23 protein-coding genes and 1 tRNA gene are annotated in these 25,413 nt (G+C 61.4%); 19 read left to right on the top strand and 5 right to left on the bottom strand.

Translation table 11 applies throughout. The features are described 5' to 3' along the window. Nucleotide 1 precedes the first annotated feature (1 nt). From R1W00_RS04635 to R1W00_RS04625, 3 genes are all read left to right on the top strand, one after another. Nucleotides 2-1,417, top strand: a complete 1,416-nt coding sequence (locus R1W00_RS04635; RefSeq protein ID WP_317261531.1) for a dihydrolipoyl dehydrogenase family protein — start codon at nucleotides 2-4, stop codon at nucleotides 1,415-1,417. 29 nt (nucleotides 1,418-1,446) lie between these two features. Next, nucleotides 1,447-2,835, top strand: coding sequence for a HAMP domain-containing sensor histidine kinase (locus R1W00_RS04630; protein ID WP_317261530.1), 1,389 nt, complete (start codon nucleotides 1,447-1,449; stop codon nucleotides 2,833-2,835). 107 nt (nucleotides 2,836-2,942) lie between these two features. Further along, nucleotides 2,943-3,019, top strand: a tRNA-Arg gene (locus R1W00_RS04625). A 274-nt stretch (nucleotides 3,020-3,293) separates the two neighbouring features. On the opposite strand, the gene R1W00_RS04620 is transcribed toward R1W00_RS04625, so the two are convergent. The 4 genes from R1W00_RS04620 to R1W00_RS04605 are packed head-to-tail and all read right to left on the bottom strand — an operon-like array spanning nucleotide 3,294 to nucleotide 7,314. After that, nucleotides 3,294-4,121, bottom strand: coding sequence for a sugar phosphate isomerase/epimerase (locus R1W00_RS04620; RefSeq protein ID WP_317261529.1), 828 nt, complete (start codon nucleotides 4,119-4,121; stop codon nucleotides 3,294-3,296). A gap of 7 nt (nucleotides 4,122-4,128) precedes the next feature. Then, entirely contained in the window at nucleotides 4,129-4,746 is a 618-nt protein-coding gene (locus tag R1W00_RS04615; RefSeq protein ID WP_317261528.1) for an NIPSNAP family protein, read from the bottom strand. Beyond that, nucleotides 4,733-6,484, bottom strand: coding sequence for an FAD-dependent oxidoreductase (locus tag R1W00_RS04610; protein ID WP_317261527.1), 1,752 nt, complete (start codon nucleotides 6,482-6,484; stop codon nucleotides 4,733-4,735). The genes R1W00_RS04615 and R1W00_RS04610 overlap by 14 nt, the downstream gene beginning before the upstream one ends. Before the next feature lie 11 nt (nucleotides 6,485-6,495). Then, a complete protein-coding gene (locus R1W00_RS04605) occupies nucleotides 6,496-7,314 on the bottom strand; it encodes an IclR family transcriptional regulator (protein ID WP_317261526.1) in 819 nt (272 codons plus the stop codon). A gap of 145 nt (nucleotides 7,315-7,459) precedes the next feature. Between R1W00_RS04605 and R1W00_RS04600 the strand changes: the two genes are divergently transcribed. The 12 genes from R1W00_RS04600 (at nucleotide 7,460) to R1W00_RS04545 (ending at nucleotide 19,769) form a co-directional block, all read left to right on the top strand. Beyond that, on the top strand, nucleotides 7,460-9,181 hold the full coding sequence (locus tag R1W00_RS04600) for an FAD-dependent oxidoreductase (RefSeq protein ID WP_317261525.1): 1,722 nt from the start codon (nucleotides 7,460-7,462) through the stop codon (nucleotides 9,179-9,181). After that, entirely contained in the window at nucleotides 9,171-9,995 is an 825-nt protein-coding gene (locus R1W00_RS04595; RefSeq protein WP_317261524.1) for a shikimate dehydrogenase, read from the top strand. The genes R1W00_RS04600 and R1W00_RS04595 overlap by 11 nt, the downstream gene beginning before the upstream one ends. Nucleotides 9,996-10,026: 31 nt before the next feature. Further along, a complete protein-coding gene (locus tag R1W00_RS04590; protein ID WP_317261523.1) occupies nucleotides 10,027-11,019 on the top strand; it encodes a tripartite tricarboxylate transporter substrate binding protein in 993 nt (330 codons plus the stop codon). A gap of 99 nt (nucleotides 11,020-11,118) precedes the next feature. Continuing rightward, nucleotides 11,119-11,691, top strand: coding sequence for a tripartite tricarboxylate transporter TctB family protein (locus R1W00_RS04585; RefSeq protein ID WP_317261522.1), 573 nt, complete (start codon nucleotides 11,119-11,121; stop codon nucleotides 11,689-11,691). Continuing rightward, nucleotides 11,691-13,205: a tripartite tricarboxylate transporter permease gene (locus R1W00_RS04580; protein WP_317261521.1), complete on the top strand. Its 1,515-nt coding sequence runs from the start codon at nucleotides 11,691-11,693 to the stop codon at nucleotides 13,203-13,205. Before R1W00_RS04585 ends, R1W00_RS04580 begins: the two co-directional genes overlap by 1 nt. A 130-nt stretch (nucleotides 13,206-13,335) precedes the next feature. Continuing rightward, on the top strand, nucleotides 13,336-13,929 hold the full coding sequence (locus tag R1W00_RS04575) for a DUF6134 family protein (RefSeq protein WP_317261520.1): 594 nt from the start codon (nucleotides 13,336-13,338) through the stop codon (nucleotides 13,927-13,929). A gap of 10 nt (nucleotides 13,930-13,939) precedes the next feature. Next, complete coding sequence (locus R1W00_RS04570) at nucleotides 13,940-14,617, top strand: response regulator transcription factor (protein WP_317261519.1); 678 nt, start codon at nucleotides 13,940-13,942, stop codon at nucleotides 14,615-14,617. Continuing rightward, nucleotides 14,614-15,999 carry a HAMP domain-containing sensor histidine kinase gene (locus tag R1W00_RS04565; protein ID WP_317261518.1) on the top strand — a complete coding sequence of 462 codons (1,386 nt, stop codon included), beginning with the start codon at nucleotides 14,614-14,616 and terminating at the stop codon, nucleotides 15,997-15,999. The genes R1W00_RS04570 and R1W00_RS04565 overlap by 4 nt, the downstream gene beginning before the upstream one ends. Nucleotides 16,000-16,047: 48 nt before the next feature. Next, nucleotides 16,048-16,635 carry a thermostable hemolysin gene (locus R1W00_RS04560; protein WP_317261517.1) on the top strand — a complete coding sequence of 196 codons (588 nt, stop codon included), beginning with the start codon at nucleotides 16,048-16,050 and terminating at the stop codon, nucleotides 16,633-16,635. Next, nucleotides 16,635-18,068, top strand: a complete 1,434-nt coding sequence (locus R1W00_RS04555; RefSeq protein ID WP_317261516.1) for an AMP-binding protein — start codon at nucleotides 16,635-16,637, stop codon at nucleotides 18,066-18,068. The genes R1W00_RS04560 and R1W00_RS04555 overlap by 1 nt, the downstream gene beginning before the upstream one ends. A gap of 1 nt (nucleotide 18,069) precedes the next feature. Then, nucleotides 18,070-18,861, top strand: coding sequence for an SDR family NAD(P)-dependent oxidoreductase (locus R1W00_RS04550; RefSeq protein ID WP_317261515.1), 792 nt, complete (start codon nucleotides 18,070-18,072; stop codon nucleotides 18,859-18,861). Between the two features lie 47 nt (nucleotides 18,862-18,908). Beyond that, nucleotides 18,909-19,769, top strand: a complete 861-nt coding sequence (locus R1W00_RS04545) for a TauD/TfdA family dioxygenase (protein WP_317261514.1) — start codon at nucleotides 18,909-18,911, stop codon at nucleotides 19,767-19,769. A gap of 3 nt (nucleotides 19,770-19,772) precedes the next feature. Here the strand turns inward: R1W00_RS04545 and R1W00_RS04540 are convergent, their stop codons facing one another. After that, entirely contained in the window at nucleotides 19,773-20,537 is a 765-nt protein-coding gene (locus tag R1W00_RS04540; RefSeq protein ID WP_317261513.1) for a DeoR/GlpR family DNA-binding transcription regulator, read from the bottom strand. Nucleotides 20,538-20,748: 211 nt separating this feature from the next. Between R1W00_RS04540 and glpD the strand changes: the two genes are divergently transcribed. Genes glpD through R1W00_RS04520 form a run of 4 tightly spaced genes read left to right on the top strand, consistent with a single transcriptional unit; the run spans nucleotide 20,749 to nucleotide 25,410 of the window. Beyond that, nucleotides 20,749-22,347: a glycerol-3-phosphate dehydrogenase gene (gene glpD, locus R1W00_RS04535; protein ID WP_317261512.1), complete on the top strand. Its 1,599-nt coding sequence runs from the start codon at nucleotides 20,749-20,751 to the stop codon at nucleotides 22,345-22,347. A 12-nt stretch (nucleotides 22,348-22,359) separates the two neighbouring features. Beyond that, complete coding sequence (locus R1W00_RS04530; protein ID WP_317261511.1) at nucleotides 22,360-23,448, top strand: ABC transporter ATP-binding protein; 1,089 nt, start codon at nucleotides 22,360-22,362, stop codon at nucleotides 23,446-23,448. A gap of 10 nt (nucleotides 23,449-23,458) precedes the next feature. Continuing rightward, nucleotides 23,459-24,541 (top strand): ABC transporter ATP-binding protein, encoded by a 1,083-nt coding sequence (locus R1W00_RS04525; protein ID WP_317261510.1) that lies wholly within the window; start codon nucleotides 23,459-23,461, stop codon nucleotides 24,539-24,541. Beyond that, nucleotides 24,541-25,410 carry a sugar ABC transporter permease gene (locus tag R1W00_RS04520; protein ID WP_317261509.1) on the top strand — a complete coding sequence of 290 codons (870 nt, stop codon included), beginning with the start codon at nucleotides 24,541-24,543 and terminating at the stop codon, nucleotides 25,408-25,410. Before R1W00_RS04525 ends, R1W00_RS04520 begins: the two co-directional genes overlap by 1 nt. Nucleotides 25,411-25,413 lie beyond the last annotated feature (3 nt).

Below are 25,413 nucleotides of genomic sequence, written 5' to 3'. Positions count from 1 at the left end.
CATGGAACAGATCAAAACCGACCTCTGCATTATCGGCGGGGGCTCGGGCGGGCTGTCTCTGGCGGCTGGTGCGGTGCAGATGGGCGCGGATGTGGTTCTGGTTGAGGGCCATAAGATGGGCGGGGATTGCCTGAACTATGGCTGTGTGCCGTCCAAGGCCCTGATCGCCGCCGCTGAACAGGCGCATCGCACGCGCCAAGGCGGGTTCGGCGTCGCCGCGATGGAGCCGGTGATCGACTATGCCGCCGCCAAGGATCACGTACAGGGCGTCATCGCCACCATCGAACCCCACGACAGTGTCGAGCGGTTTGAGGGTCTGGGCGTCCGCGTCATTCAGGAATTCGGCACATTTGTTGGACCGGACAAACTGCGCGCGGGGGACGTCGAAATCACTGCGCGTCGGTTCGTGGTCGCGACCGGCTCGCGCCCCATGGTGCCGCCGATTCCGGGACTGGACAGCGTGCCCTATCTGACCAACGAAAACCTGTTCGATCTGCGCGAGCGGCCCGCGCATCTGATCATCATCGGGGCGGGTCCCATCGGTATGGAAATGGCGCAGGCGCATGTGCGTCTGGGCTGTGAGGTGACGGTGGTCGAAGGGTCCACCGCCCTGAACCGCGATGACCCCGAGGCCGCAGCGGTCGTTATTCAGACCCTGCGCGATGAGGGCGTGAATTTGATTGAGGGCGAACAGGCCCAATCGGTCACGGGCAGCGCGGGAGACATCACCCTGACCACGGATAAGGGCACGGTGATCAATGGCTCACACATCCTGATCGCCGTGGGGCGGGTGCCCAATATCGACAAGCTGAACCTGAATGCCGCCGGAGTTGAGCATGACAAACGCGGCGTGACCGTCGGGGCCGACCTGCGCAGCAGCAACAAAAAGATTTACGCCATCGGCGATGTCGCGGGCGGTCTGCAGTTCACCCATGTGGCGGGTTATCACGCGGGGGTGGTGATCCGTCCGATCCTGCTGGGCCTGCTGGCCAAGGCGGGGACGTCGCATATCCCGCGTGTCACCTATACCGCGCCCGAACTGGCGCAAATCGGCCTGACCGAGGCCGAAGCGATTGAAAAACATGGGGATAAGGTCACCGTGGTGCGCGCCGAATTGTCCGGCAATGACCGCGCGATTGCATCCGGCAAGACCAAGGGCTTTGCTAAGGTCATGGTGGTCAAGGGCCGACCTGTCGGGGCCACAATCGTCGGCGCAGGGGCGGGGGAATTGATCGGAACATGGGCGGTTGCGATTGCCAATCACATGAAGTTGAGCGCCATTACCAACATGATAGCGCCCTATCCGACCATGACAGAGCTTAACAAGCGGGCTGCGGGTACCTATTTTTCGCCCAAGCTTTTTGATAATCCTTGGGTCAAGAGAGTGGTCCGGTTCGTTCAGGCCACATTTCCTTAGCCGCCGCAGACAGTTGGGGTCAGTCGGTCGTGTTTAATACGCTTTCAGGTCGTTTCCTGCTTTTGACGATCGCCTTTGTCATGCTGGCCGAGGTTTTTATCTTTGTTCCCTCGGTTGCGCGCTTCCGTGAGGATTTTCTGTTGTCGCGGCTTGAGCGGGCGCAGATTGCGTCGCTAGCGCTGTTGGCGGCCGAAGACATGATCGACGATGAACTTGAGCGCGAGCTGTTGCAGAACGCCGATGTGTTCAACGTCGTGCTGCGCCGCGATCAGGCGCGGCAACTGATCCTGTCCTCGCCCATTCCGGGGCCTGTAGTAGCCAGCTATGACCTGCGCGAAACCCGCCCGTTTGAGCTTATCCGCGACGCGATGGCGCGTATTCTGGACCCCGAGGATCGTGTGATCCGTGTGATTGGCGATCCTGTGCGCGAGGCGGGGATGTTGATCGAGGTCACCACGGATACCGGCACCCTGCGCGCGGCGATGATTGATTACGGTATACGCATTCTAATCCTGTCGGCGGTGATTTCGATTATCACGGCCAGTATGCTGTTCTTTGCGGTGCGCCGCTTGCTGGTGATGCCGATCCGCAATGTGGTCGGCGCGATGCAGCTGTATGCACAATCCCCCGAGGACGCCCGCCGCATCATTGAACCCAGTTCAGAAATCCAAGAGCTGCATGAGGCCGAGGTCGCTCTGCAAACGATGGAAAAACAGCTGACCGCGTCCTTGCGCCAAAAGGAACGTCTGGCACAACTCGGCGGTGCCGTCGCCAAAATCAGCCACGATCTGCGCAACATCCTGACGGTGGCGCAACTGTTCGCCGACCGGATGGAGACAAGCGACGATCCCGCCGTCCAACGCTCGGCCCCCAAGATCATCGGCGCGATCAGTCGCGCGGTGAACCTGTGCGAAACCACGCTGGCCTTTGGTAAGGCCGAAGAACCCCCGCCCACGCTGTCGCATGTTGATCTGGGAATGCTGGTGAACGACGTGATCGAAAGCGAACGTCTGGCGGTTGAGGAATTTGATCTCAGCTTTGCCGAAGACGTGCCGACCGGTCTGACCATCCGTGCGGACGGGGAGCAGCTCTATCGCGTGCTGTCAAACCTCATCCGCAACGCTCGTCAGGCGATCATTGCCGCAGGCAAACCCGGCGAAATCTGTGTCGCCTGTGGTGAACTGGATGATGGCTGGTGGATCACGGTGCGCGACACGGGGCCGGGCCTGCCGCCCAAGGCCAAGGAATACCTGTTCCAGCCGTTTCAGGGCGGCACACGCAAGGGCGGCACAGGTCTTGGTTTGGCAATTTCTGCGGAACTGATCCGCGGTCATGGCGGGGACTTGATGCTGGAATCATCGGATGAAACGGGCACCCAGTTCCGTATCAATCTGCCGCGCGGGATCCGTTTGGCGTAACGCCACGGTCCCGCAACCCCGCATTTTCAGGCGTTTTTAAAAAGTGCAATATTTCTGACAAAAACCGCTTGCATCCCCCCGTGTGCACCGTTAGATCACGCCACAACGCGCTGGTAGCTCAGCTGGATAGAGTACTTGACTACGAATCAAGGGGTCGGGGGTTCGAATCCTCCCCAGCGCGCCATTTCCCTTTATATCCAGCTGATATATCGACGGCTTCGGCCACATGACGCTGTGCGCGCTGTGTCGCAATATCCAGTCTTTGCTAACTGATCTGTCCGATCTGCGTCTCGGCGCGGCGCAGTCCCCCATTGGCGCGACCGCAGGCCATGCCATTGCAATGAGACATGTTTTTCTGAAAGCAGAAATCGCCAAAGGTCCCGCACAAGGCGCGCCGATAAATGTATCGCGTGCGCCAAGTGGCGGGTCGTCGGGAATGCTGGACGGCCTGTTGGGGATCAGGTCGACGGCGTGACGGCAAGGGGGGCTTCGGCGACGGCCTTGGCTTTGGCCAATGCCTCGCGGGCGCGCTCAATCGGGGTGTCACGGCCCATGCGGTCCGCTTGGGCCACCTCGACCGACAGGACAATGTCGGGGGGCAGGGCGGCCATCAGGGCGGGGAAATCGAAATCCCCGTCACCCGGCATCAACCGTTTGCCCCGCGCCGTGGCGATCAGCGCCTCGGGTGCGGGATCGAATACGCCCGGCGCATCGCAGAGCTGGGCATAGTTGATCCACGCGGGATCAAGCGCGGCAATCGCGCTGAACGGGCTGTCCGAACGTTGCACATGCAGGGCGTCCACCAGAACCCCCGCCGCCGGATGGTTGACCGCGCGCACCTGCGCCACGGCGGCGGCGACGTTCGGGATGTCGGTCCACGGCATGAACTCCAGATCGGCGGTCATCCCGTGTTGATGGGCCAACTCGCAAAACGCGCCATAGCCGTCGGTCATGCGCGCGGGATCGGGATCATACCCCGCCGTCAGGATGTTGCGCGCGCCCAACTCTGCGCCGCGTTCCAGAAACGGCAAGGTATCTGTGGCGCGAAATTCGGGCGTGATCTTGATGATCTCGATATCCGCGACCCTGACGCCCGTGTCCTGAATGGCGGCTCGCGTTTCGCGCAGCATCGCCGCGTCGTTCAGGATCGGATAGGGGCCGTCGGTTCCGGCGGGCAACAGGCGCAGCCCCACCAGATCGAACCCCGCCTCGGCCGCGACCTGCACCGCCTGAGGCGGGGCAAGTTCGGCAACGGTCAAAAAGGCCAGCGAATATCGATAGCTCATCTTCGGATCACTTCAGCGGCGAGAACGGCAGCGGTACCGCAAGGGTCGAGGTCATATCGGCGCTCAGCCAATCGGGGCCGCCTTTGGGGGGCCAGACACCGTCGGCGACGGTCGTGGCGCGGGTCTCGGCGCGGTGGTTGGCACTGTCATAGGGCCAGATCTGGGTGAACCGCGTCGGCCCGTCCAGCGAATACATCGCAATCGACAGGTCGGAATATTTGGTGCGGTCGGGCACGGCGGCCTTCCACTTTTCGATGGTCGGGGCCATGCCGTTTAGCTTGGGCTTATACGTGCGGATTTCATAGACCTTGCCGTATTCGCCGGGCGTGACCGGCAGGGTAAAGTCCAGCGGCAGATACGTGTCCGAGGTCCAACCGCGCAGGTGCTCCATGCAACCGAAGGGGTTGTCCGACAGATGCGTGCGCTGACGTTCGGCGATCAGGTCATCTGCGGTCTCGAACTGGCGCAGCAGAATAATGTCGTTCAGCGTCCCGATGTCCGGTGCCCATGCCCCAAGCAAGGTGCCCTTGGCATCCCCGTCGGCCAACCAGTCCTGCAGCGCGGGCGCGACCTTTGGCGTGGCAAAGAGATTGGTTTTCAGTGTCAGAATATCAAACAGCGGCATTGGGTTCTCCTGCGTCAAGCTGTGTCTCGGATGGGCCGACCCATGCGCCTGCGGCGACATGGGCGGCGATATAGCCAAAGGTCATTGCGGGCCCCAAGGTGATGCCACCGCTGGGGTAATGACCGGCGAAAATCGAACTCTGGTCATTGCCGACGGCAAAGAGACCGGGGATCGGGGATTTCTGGGCGTCCAGAACGCGGGCGTTCTCGTCGCAATCAAGACCCGCGAAAGTGCCCAGACTGCCCGGCACGATGCGCACGGCGTAAAACGGGCCGCGCGACAAGGGGGCAAGGGACGGGTTCGGGCGATGCTCGGGGTCGCCTTGGACGCGGTTATAGGGCGATGCACCGCGGGCAAAATCGGGGTCCTCGCCGCGCGTGGCATTGGCGTTGAACCGGTCGATCGTCGCGGCCAAGGTCGCGGGGTCAAGGTCACAGGCCGCGGCCAGATCGGCAATCGTGCGACCGTGTTTCAAATACCCCGACCGTTTGAATTTCCCCAGCGGGAACGGCGCGGGCCGCGCCCAGCCAAGGCCCCACCGGCGCTGGGCCTTGTGATCGGCAATCAACCAGCATTCGGGCGCCTCGCCATCTGACGTTGCGTCAAACAGGGACCGCATAAAGGCGTGATAGCTGTCGGCCTCATTGGTGAAACGTTCGCCGCGCCCGCGCACGGCAATGATGCCAGGCTTGGCGCGGTCGATCAGATGCGGGAAATGGGTGAACCCGCCCTTGCCATCGGGGACCAGAGACACGGGCGCCCACGCCCCCGCATTCGCCAGATCGTCGCGCACCACCCCGCCGACCGTCGCACCAATGCGCATACCATCGCCCGTGTTGTCGCGCGGGGCGGCGGAATAATGGGTGGCGCCCGCATCGGGGCCAAACAAACGGGCCTGCGTTTCGGGATCATGCGGGAAACCGCCCGTTGCCATGACGACGCCCTGAACGGTGTTTAATTCCGTGCCGTCGCTCAGGCGCACGCCGCTGACGCGATCGCCTGTGTGGATCAGGCCTGCCGCGCCGGCGTCGGTGAACAAATCCACCCCAAGGTCCAGCGCCGAGCGCAGCAAGCTGCCCGCCAAGGCATTCCCGTTGACCAGTTGCATCGACCGTCCGCGGGTCACCAAATCAACGCCGTGCTTGGCCAATCTACCCATCACATAGGCGGTCGAGACAGGTTTGCGCAGGGCGTTAAAGAAATGCGCCATGTCTTTGCCCGACGCGATCCCCATACCGGCAAGCGATATGACGTCTAGCGGCGGGCGCAGTTTGGCAATCCACGGTCCCAACTGTCGCCCGTCAAACGGCGCGGCGCAGACGGATCGCCCGCCGGTTGCCGCCCCGACCGTATCGGTGAAATCGGGAACCTTGTTGCCGTCGATCCAGTTGACGGCCGTGTTGTCGCGGAAAAACTGCACCATCTCGGGGCTGGTCGCCAGATAGGTGGCGACACGCGGATCGCCCACGCGGTTCCCCATGATGCCGGTCAGATAGGCCAGCGGCTCATCGGCGGGTTCATGAAACCCCGCCTCAACCGCCAAGGGGTTGCGTGGCACCCACAGCCAGCCGCCCGACCACGCGGTCGTCCCGCCCAGCACGGATGCCTTTTCCAGAACCGCCACACGCAGCCCCAGATGCGCCGCCGTCACCGCGCAGGACAGTCCGCCAGCACCAGAGCCGACAACCAATAGGTCATAGGTCGCCCCGCGAACGGGGCGTTGATCAATCTCAGTCACGGGGATCTCCGTTACGCTAGGTTGCGGCCCAGCGTTTCATCATACCAACGGGTAAAGCTGCGGCCGGACAGGCTGGCCTCGGCCAGATCTTTGGACGCTTGCTGTAACTCGGGCAAAAAGCTCTGGAGCAGTTCGGGCGTGGCCCGTGCGGATGGGCCCGCAATCGAAACCGTTCCGATGGGGGCGCCGGTGTCGGGGTGACGGATCAGCACGGCCATCGCCGCCATGCCCAACATGAAACTGTTGGCGTTGAGGGCATAGCCGCGCTTGCGTGCGGTCTGGACGATCTGCATCACATCGGCGACGCCCTTGGGTGCGCAGGTGCCAGAACCTTCGGCACGTTCCAGACCTTGTTTCATGACGGCGGCGATGGCCTCATCGTCGCTCATCCCTGACAGCCACGCCTGACCGCCCGAGGCCGAGGCAAGGTGCACGATCTGTCCGTGTTCCGCATCGGGATCATAGCGCAGACCCGAGGTCGCCCCTTGGGAGACGCCCACCCAGATCAGTTGCTCGCCATCAAACAGGGCCATCCGGATCAGTTCGCGGGTCGATGCCGCCAGCCGGTCGAGAATCGGTTGCGACAGGTCGGGAATGCCCGTGCGCGCCAGAAACGCCAAACCCGTCGTGGCCAGCTTGAGCGTCAGGCCGTAATCCCCGTGATCGCGCGTCTGGCGTGCATAGCCCAGTGTTTCAAGCTCTTTCAGTAGGCGATGCACGCCCGAAGGCGGCAAATCCAGCGCCTTGGCGATTTCACTGACCGACGCCCCGTTGGGGTGTTCGGACAGAAAGCTGATCACTGACAATCCCTTTTCCAGCGCGCTGCTCATGGGAACCTCCTCTACATCGTTGCGACCACCTTATTGAACATCCTTCAAAATGTGAAGCAAATTAAAAACTGGAATGGCATTCCAAAAAATGACACTGTGAGGGAGAGGCGTGATTCGAGGGACATGCACGCCGACGAGGGGGAAGATGGCTGACATCGGAATTGATAAGGTTGCTGCCGACTATGACGTCGCGGTGGTGGGTGCGGGTGCCGCAGGCCTGAGCGCCGCGATTTTCGCCGCGCTTGATGGCGCGCGCGTTCTGTTGGTTGAGCGCACCGATTTTATCGGCGGCACCTCGGCCCTGTCTGGCGGGACCCTGTGGGTGCCTGGCACCGATCTGGGGCGCACGGTGAACCCCGATGACACCCGCGCGGATGTCTCGGCCTTTCTGGATAGTGCCGTCGGCAACCACAGCGACAAGGCCCAGCGCGAGGCGTTTCTGGACGCCGCACCCGAGGCCATCGCGACCCTGCACGCCAAGACGCAGGCGCAGTTCCGCCCCTATCCCCGCCATCCGGATTACGAATGGGACCATCCGAACGCGACCCTGAACGGGCGCGCGATCGAACCGGTGCCGTTTGATACCCGCGCGATGGGCAAGGCCCGTGATCTGGTCCTGAAACCGATCCCCGAGTTCACCGTTCTGGGCGGCATGAACATTGATCGGGTTGATATCGGGCATCTGTTGAACCGCTACAAATCCGTGAAATCCTTTGCCCATGTGGTGAAAATCGTGCTGCGCTATATGCGGGACCGCGTGGTCTATGGCCGTCATACGCGTCTGGTGATGGGCAATGCTCTGGTTGCGCGAATGTTGGCGTCGGCTCTGGATCTGGGCGTGGATATCCTGCGCGGGGCCGAGGTGACGGCGATCCGCGACGGTGACTGTGGCCTGACCGTCTCCGTTGGGGGCCAATCGCGCGACATCAACGTTAAGGGTGGCATCGTGTTGGCCACCGGTGGCTTCGGTCGCTCGGACGCGATGCGTGAAACCTACCTGCCAGGGGTCGTTCCCGCCGATAGCCCGTCGGCCAGCGGTCACACCGGCGCGGCGCATGTTCTGGCGCAGGACCTTGGGGCGAGCTACGGGCAGGGCAACGATCAAAACGCGTTCTGGGCCCCCTGTTCCGTGCGCAAACGCGCCGATGGCACCACCGCCGTGTTCCCGCATTTCGTGCTGGATCGCTCCAAACCCGGGACGGTCTGTGTCGACCTGACGGGCAAGCGGTTTGTAAATGAATCCATATCCTATCACGCCTTTGGTAAGGCCATGATCGAGGGCGGCGCGGATACGGCGGCGGCATGGATCATCACCGATGCACCGGGTCTGAAAAAATACGGTCTGGGCATGGTGCATCCCGGTGGTGCAAACCCCACACCGTTTGTGGATGAGGGATACCTGATCAAGGCCGGTGACCTGAATGAACTGGCCCGCAAAACGGGGACCGAAGCTGCCAACCTGCGCCGCAGCATCGACACGATTACCGCCGCCGCCGCGACGGGGCAGGACGATGAATTCGGGCGCGGCGTGACGCCCTATCACCGTAACAATGGCGATGCGACGGTCGGGCCGAACCCGACCCTTGGGCCCATCGGGACCGCGCCGTTCTATGCGGTGCGTCTGGTGCCCGCCTATATCGGCACCGCGCTGGGCTTTCGCTCGGACACGACGGCGCGGATGCTGCGCGCGGACGGGTCGGTGATCGAGGGTCTCTATGCCGTGGGCAATGACCAACATTCCATCATGGGCGGAACCTATCCGGGACCGGGGATTACCCTTGGGCCGGGGGTGGTGTTCGGGTCCATCGCGGGGCGCCACGCGGCGGCCCGTGCCAAAGCCGAGAAAGGACAAGACCGTGCTGCTTGACGGTGAAACCATTCTGTTTCCGATCATCGGGGACCCGATTGCGCAGGTGCGCTCACCCAAATTTCTGACCGAGATCCTGCACGGGCGCGGCGTGAACGCGATTGTGCCGCCGGTGCATGTACAGCGCGACGCCGTACCGGACGCCATTGCCGCCTTTCGCACCATGCATAACGTCGGCGGCATCGTGGTGACCATCCCGCACAAGATTGCCTCGCTGGATTTCTGCGATGTGGTCAGTGAACGGGCCGCCTTTGTCGGTTCGGTCAATGTGATCCACAAGGACGCCGAGGGCCGCCTGATCGGGGATAATGTCGACGGGATCGGCTATCTGGATGGGATCAAGGCGCTGGGCTTTGACGTGGCGGACAAACGGGCGCTGCTGATCGGCGCGGGTGGCGCGGGCAGTGCGGTGGCTTATGAAATTCTGGACCGTGGCGCGGCGCATCTGACGATTGCCGATCTGGACGATGCGCGTCTGAACCGGATCGTCGGCGCGTTGGACGCACAGTTCCCCGGTCGTGTGACGGCGGGCGATAATGACCCGACCGGCATGGATCTGGTCGCGAACGTGACGCCCTGCGGGATGCGCGAGGGTGATCCGTTCCCCGCCGATCCCGCCAAGATGACCGCAAACACATTCGTCGCGGACGCCATCACGCGTCCCGAGGTTTCACCGATGGTCGAGGCCGCACGCGCCCTTGGCTGTCACACCATGACCGGCGCAGGGATGTTCAATGCCGAAGCCGAGCGTTTGGTCGATTTTCTGCTGGGGCGGGGTTTGCCCGCAGATCCGGCAAAGGACAGGGCGGCATAGGGCCGCAAGGTTTAACTTAGGGAGGAATACCATGAAAAAACTGATCGCAGGGCTGGCGGTTGCGCTGGCGACGGGGACGGGCGCGATGGCCGCCGATTTCCCCGCCAAGGAAATTCAGGGCATCATTCAGTGGGGTGCAGGTGGCTCGACCGACACGGTGATGCGCGCCGTGACCCCCCATGCCGCAGAGGCACTGGGCGGCACCATCGTGATGCAAAACAAGACCGGCGGTGTGGGCGCGATTGCCCTGCGCCACGTTCAGCAACAGGATTCGGACGGCTATACCCTGTTGATGGGGGCCGAAAACCCGCAGATGTATAAGGTGCTGGGCCTTGGCACCGACGATTACACCGACATGGTGCCGATCAACGTTCTGGCCCGTGGTGTTCCGATGTTCGTCGCCAACAACGACGCGCCCTACAACACCATGACCGAATTCGTCGAATACGCCATGGCCAACCCGGGCGAAGTGCGCGTTGGTTCGACCGGTCCCGGTGGTCTGACCTCGATTGTTCTGGCCATGCTGACCAGCCAAGCCGACGTCGAATTCACCCGTGTGCCCTATGATGGGGACGGCCCCGCGCTGACCGCGCTGCAGGGTGGCGCTATCGACGTGATGCCCGCCGTTCTGGGTGCCGCGATTGAGGGCGTCAAAGCAGGCCGGATGAAGGTCATCGGTCTGGTCGATACCCAGCCCAACGATCTGTTGCCCGGTGTCGCACCGATCACCGAAGAACTGCCGGGCTTTTCGGCCTATTTGCCTTGGGGTCCGTTCTTTGGCGTCTTCGTGAAAAAGGGCACGCCGGACGATGTGGTTGCCGCCCTACAGGCCGCCTATGCCGAAGGTGCGAAACACCCCGACTTTGTGCAGCTGATGGCAGACCGCGGGTTCAGCATCATGTCCCTGTCGGGGGATGAGGCGATGGACTTCCTCGAAGGCTACCGCTCGACCTCGTCTTGGTTGGTGCATGACGCAGGCTTTTCGAAAAAGTCGCCCGAAGACTTCGGCATTCCGCGTCCGTAACGACATTTGATACCCTAACCATGATGGCGGCGCCCGTCCGTTCAGGCGCCGTCATTGCGTATCTACGCAACCCCGCCGACCCCAGAGCAGGAGGAGCATATGGACAGCGAATTTCGCGGAGATCAGGATCACCACGACGGGACCTCGGACGCCACCCCCGGTGGCTATTCTGCAGGGCGTCGTCCGGGTGAGGTGGTCTTTACGCTTGGCCTGATTGTGGGATCGGCGGTGTTGTTGTGGGACGCCTACGGGATTTCGGGGTTTGAGGCCCTGTCGGGTCCCGGTTCGGTTCCGATGGCGGTGACGGCGGTCATGCTGATCAGTGCGGTGATGATCCTGCTGCAAACCCTGCGCAAGGCTCCGGTCACGACCGAAACCCTGTCGCGCGATATCCTGCCGCCTTTGGTCATCGTTCTGGTTCTGGGGTTGATCGCCTTTGGCATCCTGTTGGTGCCCTTTGGGTTTGTGCCCACGGCGGCCCTGTTCCTGACGGCGGCGATCAAGCTGATGGCGCGGCGCAGTTGGGCGATGACCCTGACCGTGTCCTTGGGCAGCCTCGTCATCATCTGGCTGGTGTTCCGGTTGGTGTTCACGGTTCTTTTGCCGTCGGGCATTTTGCCTGAGGCTGAACTGGTCCAAGCACTGCGCGATCTTTTCTCGGGGGGGAACTGATGGAAAACGTTCTGACGATATTCACGATTTTCACCCAGCCGGAACTGTTTCTGCTGGTCGGTCTGGGTACCTTCGCGGGCGTCTATGTGGGTGCCATTCCGGGACTTTCGGTGACGATGGCGGTGTCGATCCTGATCTCGTTCACCTTTTCATGGGATGTCTATCCGGCGATATCGCTGATGATCGGGATCTATATGGGCGGGGTCTATGGCGGGTCGCGCACGGCGATCCTGTTGAACATTCCCGGCGCCCCATCGGCGATTGCCACGGCGCTGGACGGCTATCCGATGGCCAAACGCGGCGAGGCGGGCACGGCCATCGGCGTGACGACCGTCATGTCTTTTCTGGGCGGGTTCGTCGGGATCGGGGTTCTGGCCCTTGCCGCGCCGTTCGTGTCCGATTTCGCCCTGACGTTTCAGCCGCGCGACTACATGCTGCTGGCGGTTCTCGGGATTTTGCTGGTCGGGTCGCTGTCGTCGGGTTCGCTGCTGAAGGGGGTGTTTGCCGGTGCTCTGGGTCTGACCATCGGGTCGGTGGGGCTGGACACGCTGACCTTTACCGACCGTCTGACGTTCGGCGTGCCGTTGTTGCAATCGGGGATCAGCTTTATCGCCGTCATGATCGGGATGTTCGGGATTTCCGAGGCCCTGCTACAGCTGCATCACATCAACGCACCCGTCATCAAACAAAAGATTTCTCGCATCGTGCCGAACTGGTCCACGGTCGTGAAACATCTGCCGTTGTCCGTTCAAAGTTCGGCCATCGGGGTGTTCATCGGGGCCTTGCCGGGGACGGGTGGTGATATTGCCGCGTTGATGGCCTATGACCACGCGAAACGCATCACCAAAGACCCCGAGCGTCCCTTTGGCGAAGGTGCCGTCGAGGGCCTGATCGCACCGGAAAGCGCGAACAACGCCGCCGTGGGCGGGGCGTTCATCCCGATGATCACGCTTGGCATTCCCGGTGACGCGGTGACCGCGATCATGATTGGTGCGCTGTTCATTCATGGCCTCAATCCGGGTCCGATGCTGATGATCGATCAGCCCAACATGTTCTGGTTCATCGTTGGGGCATTGATCACCGCGAACTGTTTCATGTTGCTGTTCGGTCTAACGGGCATCCGCATTTTCACCAAGATCGTGGAAATCCCGCGCGCCTATCTGATCCCCCTGATCATGGTGCTGTCGATTGTGGGGGCCTATGCGGTCAACAACTCGATCACCGATGTCTACTGGATGCTGGGCTTTGGCGTGTTTGGCTATTTCATGCGCCATTATGGCTATCCTCTGGGGCCGGTGATCTTGGGGGTGATCCTGTCGCGGTTGCTGGACGACAATTGGCGTCGCGCGATCATTTCCGAACGCGAGGATCTGGGCGCGTTTTTCGGTGGGATCTTTTCCAGCCCCCTGTCCCTGACCCTGTTCGCGGTCATCGTGTTCATCTTTGTCTCGCAAACGCCGTTTTATGGGCGGATCAAATCGGGGATCCGGCGCCGTCCTGTTCCGCAGAAATAGGGCAGCACTCCCCGATCCGACGCCGGTCCCGACATCCGCGGGGCCGGCGTTTTTCATTGATCGACCGCTGTAAGGCAGATGTAAGGTTCGCCCCGCATTTGGGCCTCAGTGAATGTTACAGGAGGCTTCGATGCGACTCTCTATTCTTGCTGCCGGTCTGACACTGGCGATGGCCGCAACGTCGAATGCGGCGACCCTGCCCGAAGGGGGGCAGTTGAACTTCGATGTGATCCGCAAGGGCAAAGACATCGGGGACCATAGCTATGCGTTTAACGGGGCAGGCGGGTCGTTCTCGGTGCGGGTGTCGACCGATGTGGCGGTGAAAATCCCGATCATCCGCGCCAACGCCTATCGTTTTCAGCACAGCAGCGTCGAAACATGGGAAGGCGGCAAACTGCGCACGCTCAAGGCCGCGACCAATGATGACGGCACCCCGCATGAGATTTCGACGGCGGGTAATGGTCTTATGCCGGCCAGCCTGTGGAACGATGACACTGTGCGTGCGGGCACATTGCTGAACACGATCGATGGTCACGTGATGAAGGTCAAAGTGACCGATCTGGGCAATGAACAGGTCGCCACGGGTTCGGGTAAAATCACCGCACACCACTATCGTCTGACCGGCGATCTGGCGCGCGATCTGTGGTATGACGATGCGGGCAACCTTGCCCATGTCGTGTTTACCGCCGATGATGGGTCGACCGTCTCTTATGTCCGCCGTTAGGACCTGATCCATGCGATTGCTCTATGTCGAGGATAACGAACGGCTGGCCCAGAACACATCGGCCAGCCTGAAATCCAACGGGTTCACCGTGGACTGTGTGCACACGGGCGAGGATGCCCTGCACGCGGCACAATCCTTTGACTATGACGCAATCATTCTGGATCTGGGCCTGCCGGATGTTGAGGGCATTTCGGTTTTGAAGTCAGTCAAGGACGCCAAACCCGATGTGCCATTTATCATCTGCACCGCGCGCGACGCGCTAGAGGATCGGATCGCGGGCCTAGATGCAGGGTCGGACGATTACGTGGTGAAACCGTTTCACGTGTCCGAACTGATCGCGCGGGTGCGGGCCGTTCTGCGCCGTCCGGGCGGGGCGCTGGGCGTGATGCTAATGGCGGGGAATATCACCCTGAACACGGCCGAGCGGACGGTGATGGTGGGTGATCAACCCGCCCGCCTGTCGCGCCGAGAACTGGACTTGTTGGACCTGTTCATGCGGCGCAAGGGACGCATCCTGTCCAAGGATGTGATCGAAAACGCCCTTTACGGGTTTGACGAACCGCCCACCCCCAACGCGATTGAGGTGGCGACCCACCGCTTGCGTAAAAAGCTGCAGGACTTGAACGCGACGGCTGCGATCCATACCCTGCGCGGGATTGGCTATTTTCTGGAAGACGACGACACGTGACATGGTTCCGCGCGCTCTTTGGTGAGAAACAGTCGCTGCACCGGTCCTTGGTCGTGCATGTCCTGATCGCGATCACCTGCTGTATCGCCTTGGCCGCGACGATCCTGACCTCGGAATTCTGGGAACATCTCGAAGAAAACCTGAACGACGAGCTGACCCGTGAGGCCCGCGAGATTGCCGCGCAACTGACGCCCGATGCGCCGGATCTGGGGCTGAACCCTGACACGATCCGGTTTCGTGGGGATGAGGGCGCGTTCCGCTATACCGTCTATGACGAAATGGGTGTGGCCATTGTCGGTGGCGAACATCCCGCCAACCTTGCCCCGCGTCTGTCGGGCGGGGTTCTGAACCGGCCCGAGATTTTTGATCTGGGCGGGGGCCGTGTGGGTGCGGCCATCATGACCGAGGTTTGGGGACAGCGATACATCGTCCTTGCCTCGACCCAAGTGGTTGATCCCAAGAATGACGAATATGTCGATGATCTGCTGCATGAGGTGACCGAGGAATTGCACTGGGTCGGGGTTGGCATTCTGGCGATCCTGATGGCGGCGGTTCTGGCGACGCGGCGGACATTGCGCGCCATTGGGCCGGTGTCGCGACAGGCGCGTCACATCGGGCCGGGGACGGGGACGGTGCAATTGTCGACCGAGAACCTGCCGACCGAGATATTGCCGCTTGTCCGTGCGGTGAATGAGGCCTTTGCGCGCCTTGAGAGCGGTTATCAGGCACAGCGCGATTTTTCCTCGAACGTCGCACATGAGGTGCGCACGCCCTTGGCGGTTTTGCGTTCGACCATTGACCGGATCAACGATGCGGAGTTGCGCAAGACGTTGAACCGCGACATCGCCCCGCTGGAACAGATTTTCGAACAGCTGATCGACCTTTCCCGCGCCGAGGCCTTGGGCGTGTCCACGTTCGAGCCCGTCAATCTGCATGAGATCGCGGTGCAACTGGCCTGTGATCTGGGCGTCGGGGCGATGAAACAGGGCAAACAGCTGGCCGTGATCGGGGATATGGATGTCGTGGTGCGCGGCCACGCGGGTCTGTTGCGGATCGCGCTGGGCAATCTGGTGCGCAACGCGATCAACTATACGACAGAGGCGGGCGAGATTGAGATCGAAGTGACCGCCGTTCCCGACGGTTGGCGCGTTCTGGATCGCGGGCCCGGCGTGCCGGATACGCAAAAGACGCTGTTATTTCAGCGGTTTCAACGCGGTGCATCCGCAGACAAGGCGGGGTCGGGCATCGGTTTGGCCATCGTTAAATCCGTTGCCGATGCCCACCGTGCAACCGTTTCTGTCACCGACCGCGACGGCGGCGGCAGCATTTTTACCTTTGCTTTCGAGGGCGACCTTGCCGCCTGTAAGGAAGAGGTAAGTTAGCGATTCCAGAACGGGGCCTAGAAACGAAACGTATGTTTGTAGGCAGCCATGAAAATCGAGTTTCTGGAGCAAGGTCACCCCGCCCAACAAGAGGCGCGTGACCACATTCAATCCGTCTATAGCGCCTGTTACGGCGCGCGCATCGAACGGTTCGCGCCGCGTCTGGTGACCGCCCGCAATTCGCAGGGTGAAATCGTTTGTGCCGCCGGTGTGCGCACCGCCCGGGACGGGTTTTTCTCGGACAGCTATATCGACGGCGGCTTTGCCAACGCGCTGCATTTTCCCGATGGCGCGCCGGTGCCGTTGAACCAGGTGATGGAGGTCGTCTCGGTCGCCTCGACCACGCCGTTTCCGGTGTTGGGCGTTCTGGACTTTTTGCTGGGCTGGGGGCGCGAAAACGGGATGCGCTGTGGCGTGTTCACCGTGACGTCCAAGCTGCGCCGCCTGATCGACCGCACAGGAATTGACTATACCGCGATCTGCCGCGCCGACCCCGCGCGCATCGAAAACGCCGACAGTTGGGGCAGCTATTACGATCAGGACCCATGGGTCTGTGCCAGCACCGAGGGCCGTTTCGACCCCGTCTTCCTGTCCCCGCGCAACCGCGCATCCGCTACCAAAGCAAAGGCCGTCTAATGTATCTGGTATTCGAAAAACTGGCCGAATTGGCCGCGCAACGTGGTGGCGATCTGGCATTTAGTGATGACGCCGGCTCGGTAACATGGGCCGAACTGGCCGCGCGGGTGACGGGTCTGGTGCGGGCGCTGGACGGGGCGGCGCCGACTGTGGCCATCGGTCTGGCGGGTGGCATCGACTATGTCGTGGCGGATCTGGCCATCACCCTGTCGGGGCGGCGTCAGGTTCCCCTGCCGTTTTTCTTTAGCAATGAGCAAAACGCCCATATCCTGATGGAAACCGGCGTCGGCGCGGTGGTGGCGAATGATCCATCCCTGTTTGCCGCGCTGCCCGTGCCGGTGATTTCCCCGCGTCAGGATCCCGTCGATGGCCCGCTGCCCGCCTTTCAGGGTGGGGCGGATCGGGTGATCTATACCTCGGGGTCATCGGGCAAGCCCAAGGGCGTGATCATCGGGGATCGTCAATTGACCGCCTCCCTGAACGCGCTGTCGCGCGTCATTGCCGCAGACCAGCGTGACCGCCACCTGTCGGTTCTGCCCCTAGCCCAGCTGCTCGAACAGATCTGCGGGATTTTCCTGCCGATCCTTGCTGGCGCGCCCAGCTATATGCGGTTTGAGGCAACGAAATCCCTGTTCGGTGCCCCGATTGAGGCCCTATTGAACGCCGTTCAAGAGGTTCAGCCAACGACCAGCGTGATTGCGCCCGGTCTGTTGGGCCGCTGGGTTGCCACGCTGAACGCCGCCGGTCAATCCGCGCCCGCCTGTTTGCGGTTCGTGGCGGTTGGTGGCGCGCCTTCGTCTGCGGCCCTGATCCACGCGGCCGAGGCCGTGGGCTTGCCGGTCTATGAGGGCTATGGCCTGTCGGAATGTTGCGCCGTGGTGGCGATGAACCGTCCGGGGCAAAACGCGCCGGGAACGGTCGGGCCGGTTCTGGACGGATTGGATGTGCAAATCATTGATGGCGAAATCACCGTTGCGGGGCCGACTGTTATGGGCGGCTATTTGCGGGGCGATGCGCTGCCGGACCGTTGGCACACCGGCGATGTCGGGCATTTCAACGACGGCAATCTGGTGGTCGATGGGCGCAAGGACAACCTGTTGGTGACACCTGCGGGGCGCAATGTATCCCCCGAATGGGTTGAGGCCCGCGTGAATGCCGATCCGCGCGTTGTCGCCTCGGCCCTCGGGTTGCGGGAGGTCGACGGGGCACTGGTCCTGATTGCCGCGCTGGCCGCGCCGGTCGAGGCCGCCGATCTGGCCGCGCTAATGGCCGATCTGCCCGATTACGCGCGCCCCACCGCGATCATCCTGACCCGCGCGGATGAGCCCGGATTGTTGTTCCCCGCCGGAACGCCGAACCGCGCCGTTGCCGCGCAAATCATCCAATCCCGCGCCGCGAATGAGTTACGCGCGACCCAAGTCGAAGAGGCCTGATATGAGCACCAAGAAAACCGTTCTGATCACCGGCGCAGGGTCCGGTATCGGTCGCGCCATGGCGATTGAGGGCGCGCGACGGGGCTATGCCCTGATCCTGACGGGGCGCACGGTTGCGAACCTAGAGGCGACGCGCGACATGATCGGCGTGGGGGATGTGACCCTTGTTCCCGGTGACGTCACGACGCGCGACGGGCGCGCCGCGATGGTGGCTGCGACGGGCGGTAGGCTGGACATCCTGATCAACAACGCGGGCGTTCTGGCCGTGGGGCATCTGCGCGATCTGGACGATGACCGTTTGAACCGCGTGGTTGCGACCAACCTGATCGCGCCGATGGCGGTGGCGCGCGACCTCTTGCCCAGTCTTGAGGCCGCGCAGGGCCGTGTGGTCAATGTGGGCTCTGTGTTCGGCGATATCGCCTATCCGTTCTTTGCCGCCTATTCCGCGACCAAATTCGGATTGCGCGGGTTTTCGGATGCGTTGCGCCGCGAAATGTCGGGGCGGGGCGTCGGCGTCACCTATATCGCGCCGCGGGCCACCCAAACCGCCGCCGAGGCCGAGTTCGCCGCGCTGGTGGAACCGATGGACATGACCATGGATATGCCCGCCCGCGTCGCCACCCAAGCATGGGATGCGATCGAGGCCGGAAAACGCGAATCCTTTCCCCGTGGCAAGGAACGCCTGTTCGTCAAAATCCAACGCCTGTTCCCCTCGATCATCGACAAGGCTGTGGGCGCACAGGCACGCGATCCGAAAACTTTGCGCGCGCTGGAAACCGTAAGCAAGGCGTAAGCCAAACCGCCTATCCCACGTTTGAGACGACTAGTAGGAAGACCAAGATGACCTATAATATCATCCGTGCCGCCGACGATGGCGCCCGCGTTATTACCGATGCCGTGATTGAACAAACCCGCGAAATGCTGGCCCGCGATGGCTGGGCATTGCTGCGTGGATTTGAGACCGACATGATGGGGTTCAGCGACCTGACCGCCCGTATGTGCCGCACGATCACCTTTGATCCGGCGCGCGAATATTCGGAAAAGAACACGCAAAAGGTCGATGCGGGTCTGGGCCCCATCGGTTTGCATATCGAAAACGGCAACACGCCGATCTGTCCCGATGTGGTCGCGTTCTATTGCACCCGCGCGGCATTCGAGGGCTCGCAAACCACGATCTGTGACGGGCGCGCGGTGTTCGAGAAATTCGATCCCGCCCAGAAAGAGCGCTGGACCCAAGCGATGACGGTCAAGCGCAACCTGCCCGAGGCCCTGTGGAAACGCTATCTGGCCAACGAACACCCCGCGATCAGCGACCCGTCCGAAGTGACCGAAGAACACATCATGCAGTTCAAGGCCGCCATCCCCGGTCAGGACTTTGCCCCCCGCGCCGACGGGTCGATCGACTATATGCTGACCGTCGCGCCCGTGCGCCCGTCGTCCATGTCCGGCGGCCTGGCCTTTGCCAACGCTATTCTGGGGCCGTCGCACAACTATGAACCGCCGGTCTACACCCTTGCCGATGGCAGCACCGTCAGCACCGATGAGATTGAGGCCCTGCGCGCGATTGCCGAGGAATGCACGGTCGAAATCAACTGGCAGGACGGCGATATTGCGGTGCTGGACAACACACGCATCATGCATGGCCGTCGCGCGATCAAGGATCAGGACCGCCAGCTGTTCATCGGGATGGGCCGCCTGTAAAGGCTACGGGGTCGCGATGGCGACCTCGGTCCCCCACGCCGCGCATTCCGTCCCCAACGGACCGGGCAGGGCGCGGTCGGTGAAAAACGTATCGACATCGGCCAGAGACGCAATTCTGGCCGGTGCACTGCGCGAAAACTTGGTGTGGTCCGCCACAAGAAAGGTTTTGCGCGACTGACGCAGGATGGCTTGGCTGACGCTGACCTCTTGGATGTCAAAGTCCAACATATCCCCGTCGCGATCCAATGCCGAACAGCCGATCACCGCCAGATCGAATTTGAACTGCCGGATCGTGTCGGTGGCCAGATTGCCGATCAATCCCCCATCCGCGCGGCGCAAATGTCCGCCGGTGACGATGATTTCGCAATCGGGATTGGCGACAAGGATATTGGCCACGTTCATGTTGTTCGTGACGACCATCAGGTCCTTGTGATGCACCAGTTCCTGCGCCACGGCCTCGGTCGAGGTGCCGATGTTCAGAAACAGGGAAATACCATGCGGGATGCGCGCGGCGCATTCACGCGCGATGGCGGCCTTTTGCTCGGGGTAGAGTGAACGGCGTTCTTCATACCCGATGTTCACAGTGCCCGAGGGCAAAACCGCGCCGCCATGGACCCGCTCCAGTCGCCCCGCGTCGGCCAGATCGGTCAGATCGCGGCGAATGGTTTGCAAGGTCACCCCGAAATGCGCGGCCAGACCTTCGACCGTTACTTTGCCCTCACGACGCGCGATTTCCAGAATTTCGGGATGGCGAAAGGTTTGGGACATCTGCGGCGACCTTTTTCGTTTCTGCGCGGGCGATATCGGAAATCGCCCTAAAAACCCGACGTTATTCGCCGAAATCAGTGGAGGGACCCTAGCGTAAAGCGGATGAAAAACAAGGTCTTAATCAAAAACGAACATAAACGAACATAAAATTGTTGCGAATGGGCGCGGATATGGTCATAAAGGCTCAAATACGCGTTGGGAGGAGATTCGCGTGTCGCAAGGGGCAGACCAAAATACGACCGATCTGTTTGTGATCGGGGGTGGCATCAACGGCTGTGGTATCGCACGCGATGCGGTGGGCCGCGGGTTGACTGTGACCTTGGCCGAGATGAACGATCTCGCTTCGGCGACCTCATCCGCGTCGACCAAGCTGTTCCATGGCGGTCTGCGCTATCTCGAATATTTTGAATTCCGTCTTGTGCGTGAGGCGTTGATTGAGCGCGAGGTGCTGCTCAGCGCCATGCCGCACATCAGCTGGCCCATGCGATTCGTCCTGCCTTATCATAAGGATATGCGGTTTGAATCGGATACGCCGACGTCCAAACTGCTGAGCCTGTTTATGCCGTGGATGAAGGGGCGTCGCCCTGCGTGGCTGATCCGGTTGGGTCTGTTCATGTATGACCATCTGGGTGGACGCAAGATTTTGCCAGGCACCAAGACCGTTGATCTGACCGGTTCGCAAGAGGGCGCGCCGCTGCAAGATCGGTTCGCCAAGGCCTATGAATATTCCGATTGCTGGATCGAGGATTCCCGTCTGGTCGTTCTAAACGCCCGCGATGCCGAGGCCCGTGGCGCGCAGATCATGACACGCACCGAGGTCCTGAGCGCGGCGCGTGACGGCGATCTGTGGCGCATCGAAACGCGCAATACCGAAACCGATCAACGCACCACGCATTATGCGCGGATGTTGATCAACGCAGGTGGCCCGTGGGTCGGTGACGTGATCCAGACCAAGGTGCGTCTGAATTCGCGTGAAGGCGTCCGTCTGGTCCGTGGCAGTCACATTGTGACCCGCCGCCTGTATGACCACGACAAATGCTATTTCTTTCAGGGCGAAGACGGCCGGATCATTTTCGCGATCCCGTACGAGACCGATTTCACCCTGATCGGGACGACCGATGCGGATCATCCCGAGCCCTCGCAAAAACCCGAGTGCACACCCGCCGAGCGCGACTATCTGCTGAACTTTGCCAACCAGTATTTCAAGCAGACGGTAAGCGCCGATGATGTCGTGTGGACCTATTCCGGCGTGCGGCCCCTCTATGACGACGGGGCAAGCAGCGCGACCGCCGCAACCCGCGATTACGTCCTAAAGGTCGATGCCAATGGCGGCGCGCCGGTTCTGAACGTCTTCGGGGGCAAAATCACGACCTATCGCCGTTTGGCCGAATCCGCCTTGGAAAAAATCGGCCAACATCTGGATGTGGACGCCGGCCCGTGGACGGCGGGTGTGCCGCTGCCTGGCGGTGATTTTTTGGTCGAGGAAGTTGACCAATTAGTCCAGAAGTTGTTAGCGCTATATCCGTTCCTGACGCCGTTTTGGGCCAAACGCCTGATCCGTGCCTATGGGACCGAGGCGCAGCGGGTCTTGGGGGATGCGCATGTGGCGTCCGATCTGGGACACGATTTCGGTGCCACGTTGACCCAAGCCGAGGTTGAGTGGCTGATGACACATGAATACGCGCGCACCGCCGAGGATGTGGTGTGGCGCCGGAACAAACTGGGTCTGCGCCTGACGGCAGAGCAGATTCAGGCGCTGGATGACTGGATGGCTGTACGCCGCCGTCCGCGTCCCGCCGCCGCCGAGTAAAGGGAGGATCTGATGACGCTGGAATTAAGGGGCGTGTCAAAGACCGTCGAGGGGCAGACGCATATCTACCCGACGGATCTGACACTGGAAAAGGGGACGATGAACGTCCTTTTGGGGCCGACTTTGTCGGGCAAGACGTCCTTGATGCGTCTGATGGCTGGGCTTGATGTGCCAGCAACCGGTCAGATCTTCTGGAACGGAGAGGACGTCACGGGCCAACGCGTTCAGGACCGCAAGGTCGCGATGGTCTATCAACAGTTCATCAACTATCCGTCCATGACCGTCTATGACAACATCGCTTCGCCGATGAAACTGATGGGCGTCGACAAGGCCGAGATTGACCGCCGCGTGCGCGAAACCGCCGAGTTGATGAAGCTGACCCCGATGCTAGAGCGCAAGCCGCTGGAACTGTCGGGCGGTCAGCAACAACGCTGTGCTCTGGCGCGTGCCTTGGTGAAAAACGCAGGCCTGGTGTTGCTGGACGAACCTCTGGCGAACCTCGACTATAAACTGCGCGAAGAACTGCGCGTCGAAATTCCCAAGATTTTTGAGGCGTCCGGTTCGATCTTTGTCTACGCGACGACGGAACCCGAAGAGGCGCTGTTGCTGGGCGGAAACACCGCCACCCTGTGGGAGGGACGCGTGACGCAATTTGGTCTAACCCCGTCCGTTTACCGTCAGCCGGTCGATGCGACCACGGCGCGCGTGTTCTCGGATCCGCCTATGAACTTCCTGCAGATTTCTAAAACCGGCAACCGGATCATGTTCGGTGACGGCCAGAGTGCCGCCGCAACCGGTGCCCTCAGCGATCTGGCCGATGGTCGGTACATGGCGGGGTTCCGTCCGAACCACCTTGAGATCGGCAAGCACGCCGCCGACGCGATGGAATTCAAGGCGACGTTGAACGTGACCGAACTGACCGGCTCGGAAACCTTTGTGCATCTCAACCACCACGGCGAGCGCTGGGTCGGTCTGGTGCATGGTGTTCATGACCTGACAATCGGGGCGGAGCTGTCGGTCTGGCTGGACCCGCGCCACGTCTACATTTTCGGCCAAGATGGCGCATTGGTGGCACCCGCCGCCTATGCCCAAGCGGCGTAAGGGGGGAAAGATGGCCAAGATCACATTGGATAACCTCGCGCATTCCTATTCGCCGAACCCGACGTCCGAGGATGACTTTGCGCTGAAGGAATTGAACCACGTCTGGGACGACGGCGCGGCCTATGCGCTGCTGGGCTCGTCCGGCTGCGGAAAATCGACCCTGTTGAACATCATCTCGGGCCTGTTGAAACCGTCGCAGGGGCGTATCCTGTTTGACGATCAGGACGTCACGAATGCCCCCACCGCCGAACGCAACATCGCACAGGTGTTCCAGTTCCCCGTGGTCTACGACACGATGACGGTGCACGACAATCTGGCGTTTCCGCTGCGCAACCGTGGTCGTGACGAGAGCTATGTCGCCGAGCGCGTTCAGGAAATCGCGCGCATGATCGGCATGGAAGAGATGCTGAACCGCAAGGCGCGCGGCCTGACCGCCGATGCCAAGCAAAAGATCAGCCTTGGTCGGGGCATGGTGCGTAAAGACGTCAACGCGCTGTTGTTCGATGAACCGCTGACCGTGATCGACCCCCATATGAAATGGGAGCTGCGCACGCAGTTGAAAAAGCTGCACCACGATTTCGGTCACACGATGATCTACGTGACGCATGACCAGACAGAGGCGTTGACCTTTGCGGACAAGGTTGTGGTGATGTACGACGGGCGCGTTGTGCAGATCGGCACGCCCGAAGAGCTGTTCGAGCGCCCCGAGCACACCTTTGTCGGCTATTTCATCGGCTCGCCCGGTATGAACGTGATCCCCGCCCGTGTGGATGGGGCCAAGGCCTATATCAACGGATCGCACATTGATCTGTCGGGTGGCTATGGCGCGCTGGACGGCAAGGTGGAAATCGGTGTGCGTCCAGAATTCGCCCGCCTGTCCCAATCCGATGGCCTGCCAATCAAGGTGCGCCGTGTCGAGGACGTGGGCCGTCACAAGATCATTCGCGCCGAGTTTTTTGGCCACGATATCAACATCATCGCAGGCGAGGACGACCACATCAGCGCGGATATGAACCGCGTCACATTCGATGCGTCGCACGTCAACGTCTACGCCAATGACTGGCGGATCAAACCCGCAGGGGAGGCGGCGTAATGGAAAAGACAGTCAACCAAAAAGCATGGTTTCTGGTCCTGCCGGTTCTGATCCTTGTGGCGTTTTCCGCCGTAATTCCGCTGATGACGGTGGTGAACTATTCCGTGCAGGACACGTTCGGCAATAACCAGTTCTTCTGGGCCGGTCTGGAGTGGTTCCAAGAGATGCTGTCGTCCGAACGGATGTGGGATGCGCTTGTCCGTCAGTTGATGTTCTCGGGCATCATTCTGGCGATTGAAATTCCGCTGGGGATTTTCGTCGCGCTGAACATGCCGAAATCGGGCTTCTGGTCCAGCTTTTGTCTGGTCCTGATGTCGCTGCCGTTGCTGATCCCGTGGAACGTGGTCGGTACGATCTGGCAGATTTTCGGCCGCGTCGACATTGGCCTGCTGGGCTATGTTCTGGACGCGCTGGGCGTGAACTATAACTACACCCAAGACACCGTCGCGGCATGGATCACCATCGTGGTGATGGACGTGTGGCATTGGACGTCTCTGGTGGCGCTGTTGGCCTTTGCCGGTCTGAAATCGATCCCCGACGCCTATTATCAGGCCGCCAAGATCGACCAAGCCAGCCGTTGGAAAGTGTTCCGTTTCATCGAACTGCCCAAGATGATGGGCGTTCTGATGATCGCGATCCTGTTGCGCTTTATGGACAGCTTCATGATCTATACCGAGCCGTTCGTCGTCACCGGCGGTGGTCCGGGCAATGCCACCACGCTGTTGTCGATCGACCTTGTGAAAATGGCGTTGGGTCAGTTCGACCTTGGTCCGGCTGCGGCGTTCTCGATCATGTATTTCCTCGTGATCCTGTTGATTTCGTGGGTGTTCTACACCGTCATGACCAACCTCGATAAGCGGGAGGGCTAACCG

The organism is Rhodovulum sp. FJ3 (assembly GCF_032918305.1).
Lineage (GTDB): Bacteria > Pseudomonadota > Alphaproteobacteria > Rhodobacterales > Rhodobacteraceae > SAT37.
The sequence above is the reverse complement of the archived record's forward strand: the minus strand, read 5'-3'. Positions and strand labels throughout refer to the sequence as shown.